Source organism: Undibacterium sp. TC9W (assembly GCF_049339865.1).
Classification (GTDB): domain Bacteria; phylum Pseudomonadota; class Gammaproteobacteria; order Burkholderiales; family Burkholderiaceae_D; genus Undibacterium.
In genome coordinates this window covers 26,230-43,341 of sequence record NZ_JBMPPJ010000017.1, presented here as the reverse complement: position 1 = coordinate 43,341, position 17,112 = coordinate 26,230, and the positions used below count along the sequence as shown (strand labels likewise).

General features: G+C 50.6%; 21 protein-coding genes. 11 read left to right on the top strand and 10 right to left on the bottom strand.

Annotated elements, in window-relative coordinates:
• Window positions 1–3: 3 nt before the first annotated feature.
• Complete coding sequence (locus tag ACO0LN_RS21515; protein ID WP_422977300.1) at window positions 4–504, top strand: hypothetical protein; 501 nt, start codon at window positions 4–6, stop codon at window positions 502–504.
• A 101-nt stretch (window positions 505–605) separates the two neighbouring features.
• Here the strand turns inward: ACO0LN_RS21515 and ACO0LN_RS21510 are convergent, their stop codons facing one another.
• On the bottom strand, window positions 606–1,145 hold the full coding sequence (locus ACO0LN_RS21510; protein WP_422977298.1) for a hypothetical protein: 540 nt from the start codon (window positions 1,143–1,145) through the stop codon (window positions 606–608).
• A gap of 198 nt (window positions 1,146–1,343) precedes the next feature.
• Between ACO0LN_RS21510 and ACO0LN_RS21505 the strand changes: the two genes are divergently transcribed.
• The gene (locus ACO0LN_RS21505) at window positions 1,344–2,312 is read left to right on the top strand and encodes a phosphotransferase (protein WP_422977296.1); all 969 of its coding nucleotides are present in this window, start codon (window positions 1,344–1,346) and stop codon (window positions 2,310–2,312) included.
• A gap of 100 nt (window positions 2,313–2,412) precedes the next feature.
• Here ACO0LN_RS21505 and ACO0LN_RS21500 read toward each other — a convergent pair whose 3' ends face one another.
• The 6 genes from ACO0LN_RS21500 to purM form a co-directional block, all read right to left on the bottom strand.
• Window positions 2,413–3,015, bottom strand: a complete 603-nt coding sequence (locus tag ACO0LN_RS21500; protein ID WP_422977294.1) for a hypothetical protein — start codon at window positions 3,013–3,015, stop codon at window positions 2,413–2,415.
• A gap of 23 nt (window positions 3,016–3,038) precedes the next feature.
• Window positions 3,039–3,563: a tetratricopeptide repeat protein gene (locus ACO0LN_RS21495; protein ID WP_422977292.1), complete on the bottom strand. Its 525-nt coding sequence runs from the start codon at window positions 3,561–3,563 to the stop codon at window positions 3,039–3,041.
• A complete protein-coding gene (locus tag ACO0LN_RS21490; RefSeq protein WP_422977290.1) occupies window positions 3,560–3,994 on the bottom strand; it encodes a hypothetical protein in 435 nt (144 codons plus the stop codon). The genes ACO0LN_RS21495 and ACO0LN_RS21490 overlap by 4 nt, the downstream gene beginning before the upstream one ends.
• 125 nt (window positions 3,995–4,119) lie before the next feature.
• Window positions 4,120–4,416: a lysozyme inhibitor LprI family protein gene (locus ACO0LN_RS21485; RefSeq protein ID WP_422977288.1), complete on the bottom strand. Its 297-nt coding sequence runs from the start codon at window positions 4,414–4,416 to the stop codon at window positions 4,120–4,122.
• A gap of 257 nt (window positions 4,417–4,673) precedes the next feature.
• Complete coding sequence (locus tag ACO0LN_RS21480; RefSeq protein WP_422977286.1) at window positions 4,674–5,786, bottom strand: HAF repeat-containing protein; 1,113 nt, start codon at window positions 5,784–5,786, stop codon at window positions 4,674–4,676.
• 552 nt (window positions 5,787–6,338) lie between these two features.
• The gene (gene purM / locus ACO0LN_RS21475; RefSeq protein ID WP_422977285.1) at window positions 6,339–7,382 is read right to left on the bottom strand and encodes a phosphoribosylformylglycinamidine cyclo-ligase; all 1,044 of its coding nucleotides are present in this window, start codon (window positions 7,380–7,382) and stop codon (window positions 6,339–6,341) included.
• A 166-nt stretch (window positions 7,383–7,548) separates the two neighbouring features.
• Between purM and ACO0LN_RS21470 the strand changes: the two genes are divergently transcribed.
• Genes ACO0LN_RS21470 through ACO0LN_RS21445 form a run of 6 tightly spaced genes read left to right on the top strand, consistent with a single transcriptional unit; the run spans window position 7,549 to window position 12,240 of the window.
• Window positions 7,549–8,634: an AI-2E family transporter gene (locus ACO0LN_RS21470; RefSeq protein ID WP_422977283.1), complete on the top strand. Its 1,086-nt coding sequence runs from the start codon at window positions 7,549–7,551 to the stop codon at window positions 8,632–8,634.
• Window positions 8,631–9,326 carry a DnaA regulatory inactivator Hda gene (gene hda / locus ACO0LN_RS21465; RefSeq protein ID WP_422977281.1) on the top strand — a complete coding sequence of 232 codons (696 nt, stop codon included), beginning with the start codon at window positions 8,631–8,633 and terminating at the stop codon, window positions 9,324–9,326. The genes ACO0LN_RS21470 and hda overlap by 4 nt, the downstream gene beginning before the upstream one ends.
• A 1-nt stretch (window position 9,327) precedes the next feature.
• Entirely contained in the window at window positions 9,328–10,017 is a 690-nt protein-coding gene (locus ACO0LN_RS21460) for an HAD family hydrolase (RefSeq protein WP_422977279.1), read from the top strand.
• Window positions 10,014–11,369: a polynucleotide adenylyltransferase PcnB gene (gene pcnB / locus ACO0LN_RS21455; RefSeq protein WP_422977277.1), complete on the top strand. Its 1,356-nt coding sequence runs from the start codon at window positions 10,014–10,016 to the stop codon at window positions 11,367–11,369. The genes ACO0LN_RS21460 and pcnB overlap by 4 nt, the downstream gene beginning before the upstream one ends.
• The gene (gene folK, locus ACO0LN_RS21450; protein ID WP_422977275.1) at window positions 11,366–11,863 is read left to right on the top strand and encodes a 2-amino-4-hydroxy-6-hydroxymethyldihydropteridine diphosphokinase; all 498 of its coding nucleotides are present in this window, start codon (window positions 11,366–11,368) and stop codon (window positions 11,861–11,863) included. Before pcnB ends, folK begins: the two co-directional genes overlap by 4 nt.
• Before the next feature lie 29 nt (window positions 11,864–11,892).
• Window positions 11,893–12,240, top strand: a complete 348-nt coding sequence (locus tag ACO0LN_RS21445) for a DMT family protein (RefSeq protein ID WP_162057561.1) — start codon at window positions 11,893–11,895, stop codon at window positions 12,238–12,240.
• Between the two features lie 47 nt (window positions 12,241–12,287).
• On the opposite strand, the gene ACO0LN_RS21440 is transcribed toward ACO0LN_RS21445, so the two are convergent.
• Window positions 12,288–12,638 carry a hypothetical protein gene (locus tag ACO0LN_RS21440; RefSeq protein WP_422977273.1) on the bottom strand — a complete coding sequence of 117 codons (351 nt, stop codon included), beginning with the start codon at window positions 12,636–12,638 and terminating at the stop codon, window positions 12,288–12,290.
• Window positions 12,639–12,744: 106 nt separating this feature from the next.
• Between ACO0LN_RS21440 and panB the strand changes: the two genes are divergently transcribed.
• Complete coding sequence (gene panB / locus ACO0LN_RS21435) at window positions 12,745–13,557, top strand: 3-methyl-2-oxobutanoate hydroxymethyltransferase (protein WP_422977271.1); 813 nt, start codon at window positions 12,745–12,747, stop codon at window positions 13,555–13,557.
• Between the two features lie 114 nt (window positions 13,558–13,671).
• Here the strand turns inward: panB and ACO0LN_RS21430 are convergent, their stop codons facing one another.
• On the bottom strand, window positions 13,672–13,980 hold the full coding sequence (locus ACO0LN_RS21430) for a hypothetical protein (protein WP_422977269.1): 309 nt from the start codon (window positions 13,978–13,980) through the stop codon (window positions 13,672–13,674).
• Window positions 13,981–14,079: 99 nt separating this feature from the next.
• The gene (locus tag ACO0LN_RS21425; RefSeq protein ID WP_422977267.1) at window positions 14,080–14,496 is read right to left on the bottom strand and encodes a hypothetical protein; all 417 of its coding nucleotides are present in this window, start codon (window positions 14,494–14,496) and stop codon (window positions 14,080–14,082) included.
• Between the two features lie 208 nt (window positions 14,497–14,704).
• Here ACO0LN_RS21425 and ACO0LN_RS21420 point away from each other — a divergent pair, with 208 nt between their 5' ends.
• Together ACO0LN_RS21420 and ACO0LN_RS21415 are read left to right on the top strand one after the other, a co-directional pair.
• Window positions 14,705–16,144 (top strand): circularly permuted type 2 ATP-grasp protein, encoded by a 1,440-nt coding sequence (locus tag ACO0LN_RS21420; protein WP_422977265.1) that lies wholly within the window; start codon window positions 14,705–14,707, stop codon window positions 16,142–16,144.
• Between the two features lie 15 nt (window positions 16,145–16,159).
• On the top strand, window positions 16,160–17,110 hold the full coding sequence (locus tag ACO0LN_RS21415; RefSeq protein WP_162039722.1) for an alpha-E domain-containing protein: 951 nt from the start codon (window positions 16,160–16,162) through the stop codon (window positions 17,108–17,110).
• Window positions 17,111–17,112 lie beyond the last annotated feature (2 nt).

Below are 17,112 nucleotides of genomic sequence, written 5' to 3'. Positions count from 1 at the left end.
AAATTGGCAGCTAAACAGATAACTGTCTTTTTCCCATCAAGTGTAGATAAAGAGCTGATTCTTGCAAATTTGGTCAATAGCCTGTCACTGGAAATTGATCGCCTTCCTGATGATTTCCCTTATGAATTCTCCGCACAACGTGGCAAGGGCCCATCTTACGTGCTCATCGAGTATCAAGGAAACGATCGTGATGAGATTGAAGAATTAAGCCAATGGGAACGCCCATCAGAAAATTACAAACAGTTGCTTTTGCAATGCGAATGTACAATCCTTCTGCACTATCGGGATAGCAACCAGGCACGGCAATTTTTTCTTACGCTTGCAGCAGCCCTTGGTACTACAAGCTCAGGTTGCCTGGTCGAGAATGGGTTTGGATGTTTGCTACTGCTTTCTGAAATTGTTACCAGCCTTGAACATAATAAGGCGTGGACTTGGGAACGAGATGCCTTCCCGGATTTACCTCATGTGGCCATATCGGAATGGGCAGATAATCTGTGTAGTTGAAATCTTAAGTACCAATCATTGAGGATGTCTGATTTTCTATGATAGATCCTAATCTCGAAGAGGCTTCGAAAGCCCGCATAGGCACTGGTAGCGCAGCATAATCATACGCGCGCTAAATTTTTAATTCGTAGCCAAGGCTCCCCCCCCCCACATGTAGCAAATTTTTCCTGGAGCCTCAAAATATTTTCAGCAGAAATTTTATAATCCCGGTAAGTTAATTCACACATCTTCTTTTCATTGGGTGGCAATGGCTTAACCTCTTCAAGATAAGACTTAAATTGATCGATGCTTTGTATCTCGCTGTACTCTGAACATAAGCTTTGCAACACTTGCTTCCGTGCTCCGGCATGAATTATCAGAAATCGCGTTATTTGATAAATTGCAATGTCACGCCCCTTTGACAATTGATATAAATGTCTGTACTCATCAAGCGGCATTTTGAGTAAATTCGGCAAGCCGCATAGAAAAAATGCTACAAAAACAGTACTGGTCAAACGATCAGACAATGCAGCTAAAAGTATGATCTTGTTTTCCTGAAGCAAAACATCCCGCATTATTACTTCAAGTTCAGAATACTCTCTTCTTTGCACCACACCGGTGATCGTCTTTGAGAAAAAATCAAGTTCTGTCATTGTTTGCATGAACATCCTTTAACATCGTGGGGGTCATCAAAATACTCACCATCGCAGCCACTGCCTTTAAGAACCCATGGTAAAGGATTTCTTAAAATTGCATAAGACATGTATGCAGGTTATATTGCTGGCGGATGCAGCCATATTCACCCCATGCGACTCGCACCAGTATCTTCACTACTAATCGCTTTCTTCGCATGAAGTTCAATGAACACTATCCTCAATTGCCTGCCACAAAATCTCGACAATCCTGCCTGTAACGACTTCATAGCTAATACGCCTTTAACAGCCTGGATGCCTGTGTTGAAGTACCTGCAACAGGCATTCGACCTGCCTGCTGAACCTTGGGAGAAAATCCCCCTGGGTGCGAATGCCTTGTTTGGATTGGGTGAGGGCGTGATAGTCAAACTCGTGCCACCGAACTGGCGGCGTCAGGGTGACAAAGAAATTCTGGTGGCACCTCTGCTGGAAGGCAAGTTGTCATTGCAGACACCCGGGCTCATCGCCAGCGGTGAAATCGATCACTGGGTATTTGTGATCTTCAGCCGCTTGCAAGGCACCTTGCTTGCGGACATCTGGCCATCGCTGGATATCGAACAAAAGCGATCCATCATGCTGCAGACTGGCCAGCTCGTGCGTGAGCTAGGCAGTGTGAAGTTTGATACGAATATCGCCATCAAGGTCGATTGGCCAACCTATATAAAGAACCTGATTAACGATTGCATGCCCAGGCACCAGCGCAGGAAAATGCCGGAAACGTTGCTGGCGCAAGTCATGCCCTATATCGAGGCCGCGGGAGACTTTACCAAAGCAGGTGACTTGCGATTTATCCATATGGATATCCATCCTTGGAACCTGATGGCAAAGCAGGAACAGGGTCAATGGAGGCTCACAGGCCTGCTGGATTTTGGCGATGCCATCGTCGGCAATAGCGACAGGTTTGAACTCCTGACACCGATGATCTTCATGGCGCAAGGCAATCCCTTGCTGATCCAGGCGCTATTGCAATCTTATGGTGGAATGACAGATATCAGCGCAGCAGAACTGCAACGCCAACTGACTGCCTATATGCTGATCAGGCCTGACTCTGATGTGACTTTTTGTATGCAGCAAGTGCCTGCTCACGGGCCGCGCAATAGCTGGGAACAGGTTGCTGCTCAGATGTTTCCGCTGTAAAACCCAGAGACGCGATGACAGTCAATTATTTGGCATTACAAAATAAGGAGAACAATCTCAGATTCGCTTCCTTATTGTCTCTTCATGTGAGCTTAAGTTCTTATTGCGCAGGCCTTCTTATGACTTCATTTTCTTGCTGTTTATACGGTCCCAATTCACTTTGCACAGAATGAAGAAATTTACGAAACCTGGCTTCCATCAGCGCATCATATTTTTTTGCATTGCTTTTCAGATGAGGCCAGGCTAAACGTGCCGTCACAGCTATGTTTGCTGAATCTGCGACCTGGTCTCTCCTGGCATCAAGGATGGTATAGCGCGTCGCGCCTTGCAAGGCTTCCTGACGGAATATAGTCCATGCATCAAGATTTTCTGTCTTGGGTGAGCTACTACCATACTGTTTTACCGGCACATCATAGGCAGTGCGCCCTGCGTCAGTAATGAGATCATAAAATTTCAATATGAGATTGGTCGAATCAGCCGTTTGCCTGTCCGCCGGATTGGGTAACTGGAAAACTGCGGCAGCCACTGGCAGTTTGGATTGCATGTTCAGTACAGCCCAGTCATCATCCACAGTAAAAGCCAGCGCCCCGGTTTGCGTGATGATTTTGAGCCTGGTATCGGCAAAGGCGGTGATGCAGACAGTGATGCAGGCAGTGCCAAGTAGCAAGCTTGCGAGCAAGGTTTTTAATTTATTCGTCGGCATGTTATTTAAAAATTTCTCTGATATCAGGCAACGTCCGTATTTTTTGCCAGCCCCTGAGCATACCGTGCCAGCGAACGATTGTAGCGCGGCAAATATTCTGCCAGCGCTGTCAGGCTAAGCGTAAGTGCCTCGCGTTCGCGCCCAAGATCAGTCAGCGCCAGGGCCAGAAAGCCGCGCACTGCACTGTCGAGTTCATCACTGCCTTGCTGCATTTCTGCAAACAACAAGTCAGCCGCAGTTTGCGGATCACCCAGGTGACGGATGGAGCTGGCCATTTGTATATTTGCCCGGCGGCGTCGCAAACCTGTCAGGCCATTTTCGAGAGCAGCTTTATACAGGGGAATTGCCAGTTCAGTAAAACCGCAAGTATCGCGTGCGCCGCCGCGTTCAAATAGTCCAACAGCGGCATCAGGTGGCAACTTTGCAGCCAGTGCATCCATGCGGGCGATGAAGGTTTGTGCTTCTGTCGCGTCAAATTCTGCCCACAGAGCCGCCAGTCTTTCCTCCCAATGATCGTCCGGCGTAGTCATGGTGTCATGTACGTTCAATTACTTTCCAATAAAGTTTTGATTTCCTGGATGCGCTCATAATCCACATCAGGCCAGTGCGGTTCACCATAAGAATGTGATTGAAACTCGCGCAGGAATCGCCAGAAGGGTTTCAATATCTGGGCATTACTTCCCTGAATGATAGCGACTTCTTTCGCATGGCTGCGCTTGCCGTCACCAGCATATTCTATCCTCAGCCTCACCTCTGCCAAAACTCGCTCAAAGTACATGAAGTATCCGGCTGGCTCAAGGTTCCACCAAACGGACGCATCAAGGCCACTCGCCGCGCTTTGAATAGCGGCAGCAAGTTCTTCAACAGGATTATTGGGAACATCTGAAGCATCAATCTCAATGGGCTTGCCATCAAGAGTGAGTGTCAGCGCCAGCCATCCGTTCACAGGTGCCTGGTACGAAATTTGGATCAGGGACATGTACTGCTTTTGATAAACTCAGCATTTCACAGTGCGGACAGGTTTGCTATCCGCACCATGGTGATGTGAGCAGGCAGCCTGTTATGCTTACTCTGTAGTCTTAACACTGTACAGACTGCCATAGTTCACTGGTCTGGCGTGAGCATCTCAAGCTCTTCAGCTCTCAATATTCTGGCAGTTACACTGCATTCATTCGAGCTTAATCTGGCAGATGTACCACCGTCAGGATCATAATAGAATTGACAATTGGCATCTGTGAATTTCAGCCACAAACGCTGCACTTCCTGTAACTCCTTTTTTCGCTCTGCCTTCAGTTTACCCATCAATTTTTTATAGGCATTATTGAGACGTTTATCGACACGGCCGTATTCAGCAGAGGTGCAATCAAGCATGGCTGGATCTACCCCCTCTGATTTTTCCATGCACTTACTATATTCGGCACTACGCGCTGGTACAGCCCTGCCATATGCTGGAAATGAAAGGCCTGTGCTCAAAGCTGCGGTCAAGATGAAGATGAATTTGTATCTGGCTTGCATACGTTTGATGGATAGATGAAATTGTCATGAAATTTACCAGGATTTTGACGCTTCATTGCCACGATGTGCCGCCCCTGATAAGCACAAAAATACTTGCCATAAGAGTATTACATATTTTAGTCAGGCCCGGTAATTAAAGAGCATCAGGTTCTGAAAAACAATTTGCTCTCAAAAAACAAGCCCTTCAGGCGCTTGCGGAAAATCGCGATAGTCAGGGCCAGCAATAGCATGACTACATTAAAACCGAGGATTTTATTGCCACCCATATCCACGAAAGGAATGGCATTCGAAGGCATGGTAGCGGCATACAGGCCACGGTCATAACTTGCGCCTATGACCTGGCCACCATCGTTGATGGCATTGGTCAGGTACAGGCTTTTACCGGCCGCGTGCAGCGTCATTTTATTGTCGCGCCAGATAAAGGAAAGGCGCAAGTCTGCAGTATCAACTACGCCAACGACATGGCCTTCGTTATTGATGCCGGTGGCAAAGCTGTCGCCAAAGCCGATTTTGGCACCGAGGTCTATCATCTGCTTGCCATCGTGCATGAAGGCATGCCAGCGGCGGTCTTTCATTTCCGAAGCGCCCACGACGATGCCATGGTCGTTGATAGCCGTTGCTGAACTGGTGCGGCCACCCAAAGTGCCCAGGTCCCTCATGCCGCTGGCAGCATCATAGAGGAATGCCCGGCGCGTGCCATCGGTGATCATGGAAGAACCAACTACCTGCCCCTGGTTGTTGATGCCGCTCGCATAACTAACCCTGCCACCCAGGGTACCCAGGTCTTTCAGTGGTTCACCTGGGGTATATAGAAAGGCATGCCAGTCACGTTCAGGTGTATCAGAGAACCCAGCAGCCTGGCCAGTCTGATTGAGTGCAGCACCATAACTATTCGGGCCACCCAGGGTGCCCAGGTCGTGGGTGCCATGATCGCGGGTGCGAATGAATGCGCGCCATATTTCCCCTTTTTTTGAAGAACCGACGATCTCACCCTTGTCATTGATGCGCTTGGCTTCGCTCTCGGTTTCGCCCGGCAACTCCAGCTTGACGAGCTTACCCTTTTCAAAGAACACGGCGTGAGGTGTGCCGTCTTTTTCCTTGATGACGGCAGCCACCTGCCCTGCTGCATTCATGTCATAGGCAATCGACTCGCCATACTGCTTGCGCTCTATACCCAAAGAATGACTCGTCGAGGCAACAGCCTGGCCACCAATCAAAGCCAGCAGAAACAAAGAACTACGCAATGCATGGTGCATACAGGTATCCTTTCTGGAGGGAGGTCTTACGGGGAATTTGCAAGCAAATATACAGGATTATTATTTGGCAATAAAGATAAATGATTATTATTTGCCACCATCAATTGAGACGTAGTGAGGATTTTTTGAAATTCACCATGACGCGCGGCCCATGTCAGCTTGCCAGATGCAAGTGTGCCAAGTTACGCCCGTGAAGCCACGCCAAGGCAAATGGCAAAGAAGGTGCAAGCCCAGGCAATAAAGCGCATTAATTCGCCGTGTACGCTTAAATGAAGCAACGCTGAAGTATGCCTGGACTGCCTGAGAATTCTAACAGTGAGCACAATGCGCGCTAAGCTGTTTTAACAAGCAAGGATATGAATGATATGGCTATGCCTGCTCCGACATGCCTATATTGAAATCGGTGCGTTAAGACATGCCCAGAGGCTCAGCGTCGGGCAAGGTCAAATACCCATAATGAACGAACAAATAAAAAAACCCAGTCAAACATGACTGGGTTTTTGTACATTCTCAAAGCGGCTGAATCAACTCACCCGGCTCAGACTCGCGCCATCAAACAACGATAGTCTGATGCTCATCACCTTCACGGGCACGGATTTCACCGATTTTATAGACTGTTTCACCAGCAGCAGTCAGTTGTGCCAGGGCTGCATCAGCCAGTTCAGCAGCAACGATGACCACCATGCCTATACCGCAGTTGAAGACGCGGTGCATTTCTGCATCTGCCACGCCGCCGTGTTGCTGCAGCCAGGTGAACAGGGGTGGCAGTGTCCATGCGTCTTTATGCAGGACAGCGGTCAGTTTGTCGCCCAATACACGCGGGACGTTTTCCACCAGGCCGCCACCAGTGATGTGGGCCATGCCTTTGACTTCCAGGGATTCCATCAATGCCAGTAAAGGTTTGACGTAGATACGGGTTGGTGCCATCAGGGCGTCACCGAGGCTGCGGCCATGAAAATCAGCATTCAGGTCTGGCTTTGCGACTTCGATGATCTTGCGCACCAGCGAGAAACCATTGGAGTGGATGCCAGACGATGCCAGGCCGAGAATGACGTCGCCAGGTTGTATCTTGCTGCCATCAATAATTTTGGATTTTTCGACCGCGCCGACAGCAAAGCCAGCCAGGTCGTATTCGCCATCGGGATACATGGATGGCATTTCAGCAGTTTCGCCACCAATCAGGGCGCAACCAGCCTGTTCGCAACCAAAGGCCACGCCCTTGATGACATCAGTTGCCGTGGCAACATCAAGCTTGCCGCAGGCAAAATAGTCGAGGAAGAACAGCGGCTCTGCGCCTTGTACCAGGATGTCATTGACACTCATGGCGACCAGGTCGATACCAACGGTGTCATGTTTGTTGAGGTGGAAAGCCAGTTTCAACTTGGTGCCGACGCCATCGGTGCCGGAGACCAGGACAGGTTCCTTGTATTTTTTGCTGACTTCAAACATGGCGCCAAAACCGCCTATGCCCGCCATGACACCTTCGCGCATGGTGCGCTTGGCAAAGGGTTTGATGGCATCAACCAGCGCATCGCCGGCAACCATATCGACACCAGCGTCGGCGTAAGAGAGAGAAACAGGGGTAGAAGTGCTCATGATATTCGGCAATAGGGGCAGGAGGCGGTAAAATAGAGAAATTGCCAGAAAAGTCCGGCAAAACCGCTATTTTAACAAATTGACCGCGTATATTGACCGCAAATACGCTGTATTTTGGGCCAGGCAGCAAATTCGATAACTTCTTGACTACTATTTAGCCAAAAACATGCCATTTTCTTTTACGTCGGAGCAAAAACAATCCATGCTGTGGCTGGCCGTGGCAATTGCGCTACTGAGCTTGCTGTCGCTGCTGGGCCCGGTGCTGATGCCTTTTATCGTCGCCAGCATATTGTCTTATGTGCTGACACCCTGGGTCGATAAGCTGTGCGCCCTGCGTATCAAGAAATTTGGCCTGCCGCGCTCGGTTGCTGCCACCCTGGTCATTGTGATTTTGATAGCTGCTGTGCTGGCGATGTTACTGATCATGATCCCTATTTTGCAAAAAGAATTGCCTCAATTACAAGATCAGATACCGCGCTTCTTTAATAAGCTCGATGAAATACTGTCGCCCCTGCTCAATGAATTTGGTATCAAGGTACGTCTCGACAGCAATGGCATCAAGTCTTTGCTGACGGAGCAAATATCCACCAGTGGCGAAGCCATAGGCAAGGCCGTGCTCAATTCTGTCCGTGTCGGTGGTACTGCCGTTCTGGGCATGGTTGCCAATTTGTTGCTAATCCCTATCGTCTTGTTTTATCTGTTGATGGACTGGCATTCACTGATCAAGCGCCTGAGCCACTTTATCCCGCGCCGCTTTGTCAATAACGTGGCCCATGCGGTTGAAGAAGTCGATGATATCCTGGCGCAATATCTGCGCGGGCAAATCCTGGTGATGATCGTGCTGGCTGTGTATTACTCGGTGGCACTGAGCATTGCCCGCTTTGACCTGGCTTTGCCAGTGGGCATTATCACTGGCTTTTTGGTGTTCATCCCTTACCTGGGTTTTGGATTGGGACTGGTATTGGCAGTGATCGGTGCTATTCTGCAATTTGATGGATTTAGTGGCCTGATATCGGTCGCCATCATCTACGGCATAGGCCAGGTTGTAGAATCGTTTTACCTGACACCACGCCTGGTGGGCGAGCGTATAGGCCTGCACCCGTTGACGGTGATTTTCGCCTTGATGGCATTCGGAGAGTTATTTGGTTTTATCGGCATCCTGATTGCGCTGCCAGCATCCGCCGTTATCTCGGTCGCCGTCAAACATATACGCACGTCTTACCTGAACAGTCCTTTTTATAGCCAGACATGAGGCAATTATTACTCGACCTGGACGCGCAAAAGCTGCCGTCCCTCGCCACCTTTGTGGTGGGGCAAAATGCTGAGCTGGCACAATTGCTGGGCATGTTTGACCAGCGCATTACCAGTCAGTATGGCGAGCGCTCTGTGTATATCTGGGGTGAGCCAGGGGCGGGCAAGACGCATTTGCTGCATGCACTGGCAGCAGATACCACCGCCCGCTATATCCCGGCTGACGCGCCAGAATCTGCCTTTGACTTTACTGACGGTGTCAGCCTCTACCTGCTCGACGATTGCGACCAATTGTCGCCGCTGAACCAGATTGCCGCCTTCAATCTGTTCAATGAAGCACGTGCACGTGGCGGTTTTTTGATTGGCGCAGGCAACCGCCCGCCGATGATTTTGAATGTACGTGACGACTTGCGCACCCGCTTTGGCTGGGGCCTGATCTACCAGGTACATGGCCTGACTGACGAAGACAAGATAGCTGCTCTGGAAAAAGCGGCCCAGGCGCGCGGCATACAGATATCCCCCGGCGTGTTACCCTATCTGATTACCCATTACCGTCGTGATATGAGTACGCTAAGCAATATCCTCGACCAGCTGGACCATTATTCTTTGGTGACCAAGCGCCCCATCACCCTGCCTCTGCTGCGCGAACTGATGTTGCAGCAACAGCAGGACCCTGAAAACACGACAGAATAGTATGCGCAATATCGCCTTATTTGATCTTGACCACACCCTGATCCCCATCGATTCTGATTTTGAATGGGGCCAGTTCCTGTGTCGCGTCGGTGCTGTTGATGCCGACGAATTTGCCCGCCGCAATGCAGAGTTTTTTACGCAATACCAGGCTGGCACGCTGGACCCGGTTGAGTACCTGGAATTTGCGCTTGGTACACTGGCGCAATTCCCGCGTACCAAACTGGATGACTTACACCAACAATTCATGCAGGAAGTCATCAATCCTGCGCTGTTGCCTGCTGCCTACGACCTGATCAAGAAGCACCAGGACCAGGACGACCTGATCGCCATCATCACTGCCACCAACCGTTTTGTAACAGCCCCCATCGCCGTTGCGCTGGGTGTACAGCATTTGATGGCGGCAGAACCTGAGCTGGATGCTGCAGGCAACATCACCGGCAAGCTGCTGGGTGTGCCCAGCTCAGGCCCTGGCAAGGTCGTACATCTGCAAGACTGGCTGGTAAAGCAAGACGTGACACCGCTGAGGCAGCTTAGCGACTTTCACCATAGTTATTTTTACAGCGATTCGCAAAATGATATACCGCTGCTGGAACGCGTCAGCCATCCTGTCGCAACCAATCCCAATGCCAAATTAAGTGCCCATGCACTGGCAAAAGGTTGGCCTCAACTTCACCTGTTTGACAAGCAATGATCAAGAAATTTATTCGCAAAATACTGGGCGTAAAAAACAAGAGCGATGCCGCCAGCGCCAACCAAAAGCCAACTGTGCTGAATCATAAAGACCATGGCATAGACCCGCAAATGGTGTCCGCGAATGCCATACGCATCACCCAGACCCTGCAAGAGAATGGCTTCAAGGCCTTTGTCGTCGGTGGTGCAGTGCGCGACTTGCTGACGGGTGTCAAACCCAAGGACTTCGACATTGCCACCAATGCCACGCCTGAACAGGTCAAGCGCCTGTTCCGCCGCGCCTTTATCATAGGCCGCCGCTTCCAGATCGTGCATGTCATGTTTGGGCAGGACTTGCTTGAAGTGACCACCTTCCGCGGGTCTGCAACCGATGGTGCGCCCAAGGATGAACATGGCCGCGTGCTGCGCGACAATACCTTTGGCGAACAATATGAAGATGCCGCCCGCCGCGACTTTACCGTGAATGCCATGTACTACGACCCGGCATCCCAGATAGTGCTCGACTATCACGGCGGCATGAAAGACATCAAAAAGAAAACCCTGCGCATCATCGGCGTGCCAGAAGCCCGTTACCGCGAAGACCCGGTACGCATGCTACGCGTAGTGCGCTTTGCCGCAAAACTGAACTTCACGATAGATGCCGCCACCCGCGCACCCATCGCGGTCATGGCGCCGCTGATCAACAATGTGCCTGCAGCGCGCGTCTTTGATGAAACTCTTAAGCTGCTGACTAGCGGCCATGCCATGGCATGCCTGCAGCAACTGCGCAAAGAAGGTCTGCACCATGGCCTGATGCCCTTGCTGGACGTGGTGCTGGAGCAACCCCTGGGCGAAAAATTTGTCACCCTGGCGCTGGCCAATACCGATGCACGCGTACAACAAGGCAAGCCAGTTTCACCAGGCTTTTTGTTTGCATCCCTGTTATGGCACCAGGTCGTGGAAAAATGGGAAGCCTATAAAGCCGCTGGCGAATTCCCCATCCCTGCCCTGCACCTGGCAGCCGATGATGTCTTGAATACACAAACCGATGCCCTGGCGATACAACGCAAGATAGGCTCCGACATGCGCGACATCTGGGCCATGCAACCCCGCTTTGAAAAACGCGCAGGCAAAACCCCCTACAAAGTGCTCGAACATCCGCGCCTGCGCGCAGGTTATGACTTCTTGCTGCTGCGTTGCGCCTCGGGCGAGATCGATGAAGAAATCGGTGAATGGTGGACAGACTTCATGGAAGGCGACAGCGCTGAACGTGAGCAACTGATCAACAGCAAACCCAAGACAGCCGAAGCTGGCGCAAAAAAACGCAAGCCCCGCCGCCGCGCCCCACGCAAAGCAGCCGCTGCAGCCGAATGAGCATGCAAGTAAATTTGCAGGTTTTTATCGGCATAGGTGCCAACCTCGGTGACGCCGCGGCCACCGTCAGCAAAGCGATCGCCGCGCTGGCGCAATTGCCAGACACCACTCTCGTGGCGCGGTCTGCCCTGTTTGGCAGTGCACCCATAGATTCTAGCGGTGACGATTACGTCAATGCAGTCGCTGAACTCTCGACCAGCCTGAGTGCCGCCGACTTGCTGCAACACCTTCAAGCCATAGAACTGGCGCACGGCCGCGAGCGCCCCTACCGCAATGCACCACGTACCCTGGACCTGGATTTGCTCTTGTATGGCGATGAAGAAATCAATACGACCGACTTGCAAATCCCCCATCCGCGCATGACAGAACGCGCTTTTGTGCTGCTGCCCCTGCTGCTACTGTCTGCCGATATCAACATCCCCGGCAAAGGCCGCGCACAAGACTATGTCGCCGCGGTGGCTAAGCAACGCATACAAGAATTACCCATTACCTGAACGCCTGACCAGGCGATAAGCGAGGCCCTATGCAAATCCCCATCATTGTGCAAACCACAGGCTTGCTGATACTCTCCAACGTCTTCATGACGGTAGCCTGGTATGGCCATCTGAAAAGCCTGTCCAGCAAAGCCTGGTGGGTAGCCGCCTTTATCAGCTGGGGCATCGCCCTGTTCGAATACCTGCTGCAAGTGCCCGCCAACAGAATAGGCTACACTGCCTACAGTCTGGCCCAGCTAAAGATATTACAGGAAGCCCTGACCCTGATCGTCTTCGTGCCCTTTGCCATGTTTTATATGGGCCAGCCATTCAAGCTTGATTATGTGTGGGCAGGCTTGTGTTTAGTGGGCGCAGTTTATTTTATCTTTAGAAGTTAAAACAATAAGTAGATCAAAACTGGACAAATGGTAAATCAATCCATGTTCTACTTTTGATGTTGCTTTTGAATTTGTAGTTGCTTTTGAATTTGTAGTTGCTTTTGAATTTGCAGTTGCTTTTGAATTTGCAGTTGCTTTTGACGCTGCTGTTGTTTTTGACCTTCATCCGCTTGGGACGAAGCCATTTGTGTAGCGCAGAAAATGGATAAGAAATGGCCGATGTTTGAGCAAAGCGAGTTGCGGACATTTCCCATTTTTTGCGCTGCATAAATGGGTACTCCCGCAGGGAGCGAGTCTGCGGTCGCCTTTCTTTGAATACTTTCTTTGGCGAAGCAAAGAAAGTATTTCGGCCGCCGGGACGACACCCGGCCTGGTCGATCAACAGCAATAGAATTCAAGAAGCAAGCACAATAAAGAATACAAAAAATAAATTTGAGGATGTAGGTGGAGACAAAATCGCTGTCAAAAAAAACCAAATGACAGCATCACCTCTGGAGAAAAAGAATGGCTGAATATTTGCAAGACCGTAAAGCAGTAAGCATTCCTGGCTTGATCGCAATGCGTGAAAAGGGTGAAAAAATCACCATGCTCACCGCGTACGATGCCAGCTTCGCTTCCCTCATGGACCGTTGCGGCGTCGAGATTTTGCTCATCGGTGATTCCCTTGGCATGGTATGCCAGGGACATGACTCCACCCTGCCAGTGACACTGCAAGATGTGGCCTATCACACTGCGGCAGTAGCACGCGGTAACCAGAAGGCACTGGTCGTGGCCGACATGCCCTTTGGCACGTATGCGACACCGGAAGCCGCTTTCAACAACGCCGTGCAACTGATGCAGGCGGGCGCACAGATGGTCAAGCTCGAAGGCGGCCACTGGCTGGCACCGACCATCAAGTTCCTGACAGAACGCGCGATACCGGTCTGCGCCCACCTGGGGCTGACACCACAATCCGTGCATCAGCTAGGTGGCTACAAGGTACAAGGCAAGACCGACGCCTCCGCCAACCTGCTCAAAGCTGAAGCCCTGGCCGTACAGGAAGCCGGTGCAACGTTGCTGGTGCTGGAAGCGATACCTGCCAGCCTGGGCAAGGACGTCACAGATTCCCTGCACATCCCCACCATAGGCATAGGCGCAGGCGTCGATTGCTCAGGCCAGGTACTCGTCATGCACGACCTGCTGGGCGTGTTCCCTGGCCGCAAAGCCCGCTTCGTGAAAAACTTCATGGAAGGCCAGACCAGTATTGATGCCGCGGTACAGGCTTATGTGGCAGCGGTAAAGGATAAATCTTTCCCGGCGCTGGAGCATAGTTTCTGAATCTGGTTTGCCATTTTGGCTTTGGCAGCCTGATTAGAATTCTGGCTGCCAGAGCTATCTATCGTATCGACCAGTACTCTGGCCAGCAATATGCATCAGGCATGTACACTATATTTACCGACTTTCAGCACGCCAATCTTCTATCCATTTCAAATATTGATGTCTTAGTTTAACGAAGCTTTCAAGATCCCAATTCTCTTCAACCGGGATTGGCTTCATATCTTGAACTAATTTTCTATCAACCAGAAATTCATTCCAAGACAATTGCTGCGGCAATCTCTCATCAAACAACAATATATGCTTTATGTTATCCACGACATAAAGCATTGCTGAAATGTCCGAAACTGAGCCTAGCATTGCAGGTTTATCATTTAACACATCATCAAACCATTTAATAAAATCAAGGCACTTTTGATTAGTCATATTATTTAAAGACGCAAGAATTTGAATGTGATTTTCTTAATTGAGCCCAGTATTTGTAGTCGCGATGAAATATCTGGACAGGTAAATATCTCCGCTCTTTCAACTAGGATCGCCATAAGGCGACAGTGCAATTATTTGTTTTTCCTCATGAAACTCACCATCAGCTAATTTCCAGACATAGCTCTCAGTCCCATCTTCATGGTCTGCGTGAAATATCCCTGTCAGATTGATACTTATCTCGTCTTCTGAATATTTTATTTCTTTCGACAGCGTTTTTAATTGATCTCGTATGTAGCCTAGACGCTGAATGCGGATATCCGCACCGTAAAAAATATAATGCGTCCAATTGATATGCGTATCTGGAATCACCCATCCCTGGTTATACATTTCGGCAAGCTCAGCGTCAAATCCGTAGTCCTCTGCTCTGGCAATGAAAGATGAAATGACTTCCTTGATTTGAGGAACACTCTCTTCATGACATGCGATCCAGCCTCTTACGCTAATGTATGTTCCCATGTTTGTTGTCCCAGTATATAGGTTGAACCATGATAAAAATAAGTATTGTACTATTGTCAGCTAAACCAGCTTACCAGCGTGCGAAAGCAAGACACATGCAAACGTCACCGCTTGATCGCAACAAAAAAACCACGCTACGGTTAGCCACAGTGTTATCTGGCACGTTTCTTGATATGCTGTATTGGAACCGTAACCACGAGACTAGAACATGGCCAAGTTTTTCAATGAAATGCATGCCTATGATGCCGCTGTAAATGGTGGCGCGGGCGGAGAATTGACGCGGGAACATTACCGTGAGTTTTGCAACTGGCTGGCACAACAGCCTGCCGAACGATTGAAACGCAAGCGGGCCGAGGCTGACCTGAGCTTTCGACGGGTGGGCATTACCTTTGCGGTGTATGGCGACGATGCGGGTACTGAGCGGCTGATCCCGTTTGACATTATCCCGCGCATTATTCATGCGGGTGAATGGGCGCAGCTGCAAAAGGGCCTGGCGCAGCGGGTGCAGGCGCTGAACATGTTTATTCATGATATTTATCACGACCAGAATATCATCAAGGCGGGCATCATCCCTGCCGAGCAAATCTATAAAAATGCCCAATATCGCCCTGAAATGCAGGGTATTTCAGTCGCTTCTGATATTTATGCCCATATTGCGGGTGTGGATATTGTGCGGGCTGGCGAGGGTGAATTCTACGTACTGGAAGATAATTTGCGGGTGCCGTCTGGCGTGTCTTACATGCTGGAAGACCGCAAGATGATGATGCGGCTTTTTCCTGAGCTGTTTGCACGTAACAAGATTGCGCCGGTTGATCATTATCCTGACATGTTGCTGGATAACCTGCGCTCTGTCGCGCCCATGGGTGTGGATAACCCTACCGTGGTAGTCATGACGCCGGGCATGTATAACTCGGCTTATTTCGAACATGCCTTCCTCGCTCAGCAGATGGGTGTTGAGCTGGTAGAAGGCAAGGACTTGTTTGTCAATGACAATGCGGTCTTCATGCGCACCACGCGTGGGCCAAAACGGGTGGACGTGATTTACCGCCGTATTGATGATGATTTTCTTGATCCGCTGGCTTTCCGGCCTGATTCTTCCCTGGGTGTGCCGGGCTTGCTGTCGGTGTATCGTGCTGGACGCGTAACGCTGGCGAATGCGATAGGCACGGGCGTCGCGGATGATAAATCGATCTACCCATTCGTGCCGGACATGATCAGGTTTTACCTGACGGAAGAACCGATATTGAATAACGTGCCAACTTACCAGTGCCGCAAGCCAGATGACCTGTCTTATACCCTGGCAAATCTGGACGATCTGGTGGTCAAGGAAGTACATGGTGCAGGTGGTTACGGCATGCTGGTGGGTCCGGCTTCAACCAAGGCACAGATAGAAGATTTCCGTCAGCGTTTGCTGGCCAAGCCTGATGGTTATATTGCCCAGCCTACGCTGGCATTGTCAGCCTGCCCCACCTTTGTTGAAAGCGGCATCGCCCCGCGCCATATTGATTTGCGCCCCTTTGTCTTGTCTGGCAAAACGATCTCCATGGTGCCTGGCGGCTTGACGCGGGTGGCCTTGCAGGAAGGTTCGCTGGTGGTGAATTCTTCACAGGGTGGCGGGACCAAAGATACCTGGATATTAGAAAATTAAATCAGGAGAAATACCATGCTGAGCCGTACCGCTGATCATTTGTTCTGGATGGCGCGCTATACCGAGCGCGCAGAAAATACTGCCCGTATGCTGGATGTAAACATCCAGACTTCGATGTTGCCACAGTCTGCTGAGGATGCTGAGCGTGGCTGGCGTGCCATGCTGGGCATCTCTGAATTGCAGTCTGCCTTTGACCATCAATATGGTTTGCTGACGAAAAAGGATGTGCTGGACTTCATGGTCCGGGACCCGATGAACCCGTCGTCCATCGCGTCCTGTCTGAAGGAGGCGCGTGAGAATGCCCGCGCCGTGCGCGGTACGCTGACGACCGAGGTATGGGAAACCCAGAATGCGACCTGGCTGGATATGCAGGACAGGCTGTCGGACACGATACTGGAAAACGACCCCAGCCAGTTTTTTGAATGGGTCAAGTATCGCTCTCACCTGTCACGTGGCGTGACACTGGGCACCATGCTCAAGGACGAGGCGGTACATTTCATCCGCCTTGGTACCTTTATAGAACGTGCCGACAATACGGCAAGGATACTGGATGTGAAGTTCCATGGTGCCAAGGAAAGTGGGCGCGGCAATGACAGTCTGCAAAGAGATTTCTATTATTGGGCAGCGCTGCTGCGTTCAGTATCCGGTTTTGAAATTTACCGCAAGGTGTATCGCGATGTCATAACGCCAGAGCGGGTGGCAGAATTGCTGATGCTGCGTGGTGACATGCCGCGCTCTCTGCTGGCCTGCATGGATGAAGTCGTAGCCAACCTCAAGGAAGTGCGTAATGATGTGTCAGCAGACACTGAGCGTTTTGCTGGTAAGCTGCATGCAGAATTGCAATTTGCCCGCATCGAAGAGATATTGGCAGAAGGTTTGCATGACAACCTGACGCGTTTCCTGGAAAACATTTTTGATCTGGGTAACCGCGTCAGCCGCGATTTCCTGGTGCCGCTGGCGGCTTGAGA

Coding starts and splice junctions, on each gene's coding strand:
- ACO0LN_RS21510 (WP_422977298.1), bottom strand. CDS start 1,145: ATGCAAACAATGACAGAACTTGATTTTTTCTCAAAGACGATCACCGGT.
- ACO0LN_RS21505 (WP_422977296.1), top strand. CDS start 1,344: ATGAACACTATCCTCAATTGCCTGCCACAAAATCTCGACAATCCTGCC.
- ACO0LN_RS21500 (WP_422977294.1), bottom strand. CDS start 3,015: ATGCCGACGAATAAATTAAAAACCTTGCTCGCAAGCTTGCTACTTGGC.
- ACO0LN_RS21490 (WP_422977290.1), bottom strand. CDS start 3,994: ATGTCCCTGATCCAAATTTCGTACCAGGCACCTGTGAACGGATGGCTG.
- ACO0LN_RS21485 (WP_422977288.1), bottom strand. CDS start 4,416: ATGGAAAAATCAGAGGGGGTAGATCCAGCCATGCTTGATTGCACCTCT.
- ACO0LN_RS21480 (WP_422977286.1), bottom strand. CDS start 5,786: ATGCACCATGCATTGCGTAGTTCTTTGTTTCTGCTGGCTTTGATTGGT.
- purM (WP_422977285.1), bottom strand. CDS start 7,382: ATGAGCACTTCTACCCCTGTTTCTCTCTCTTACGCCGACGCTGGTGTC.
- ACO0LN_RS21470 (WP_422977283.1), top strand. CDS start 7,549: ATGCCATTTTCTTTTACGTCGGAGCAAAAACAATCCATGCTGTGGCTG.
- hda (WP_422977281.1), top strand. CDS start 8,631: ATGAGGCAATTATTACTCGACCTGGACGCGCAAAAGCTGCCGTCCCTC.
- ACO0LN_RS21460 (WP_422977279.1), top strand. CDS start 9,328: ATGCGCAATATCGCCTTATTTGATCTTGACCACACCCTGATCCCCATC.
- pcnB (WP_422977277.1), top strand. CDS start 10,014: ATGATCAAGAAATTTATTCGCAAAATACTGGGCGTAAAAAACAAGAGC.
- folK (WP_422977275.1), top strand. CDS start 11,366: ATGAGCATGCAAGTAAATTTGCAGGTTTTTATCGGCATAGGTGCCAAC.
- ACO0LN_RS21445 (WP_162057561.1), top strand. CDS start 11,893: ATGCAAATCCCCATCATTGTGCAAACCACAGGCTTGCTGATACTCTCC.
- panB (WP_422977271.1), top strand. CDS start 12,745: ATGGCTGAATATTTGCAAGACCGTAAAGCAGTAAGCATTCCTGGCTTG.
- ACO0LN_RS21430 (WP_422977269.1), bottom strand. CDS start 13,980: ATGACTAATCAAAAGTGCCTTGATTTTATTAAATGGTTTGATGATGTG.
- ACO0LN_RS21425 (WP_422977267.1), bottom strand. CDS start 14,496: ATGGGAACATACATTAGCGTAAGAGGCTGGATCGCATGTCATGAAGAG.
- ACO0LN_RS21420 (WP_422977265.1), top strand. CDS start 14,705: ATGGCCAAGTTTTTCAATGAAATGCATGCCTATGATGCCGCTGTAAAT.
- ACO0LN_RS21415 (WP_162039722.1), top strand. CDS start 16,160: ATGCTGAGCCGTACCGCTGATCATTTGTTCTGGATGGCGCGCTATACC.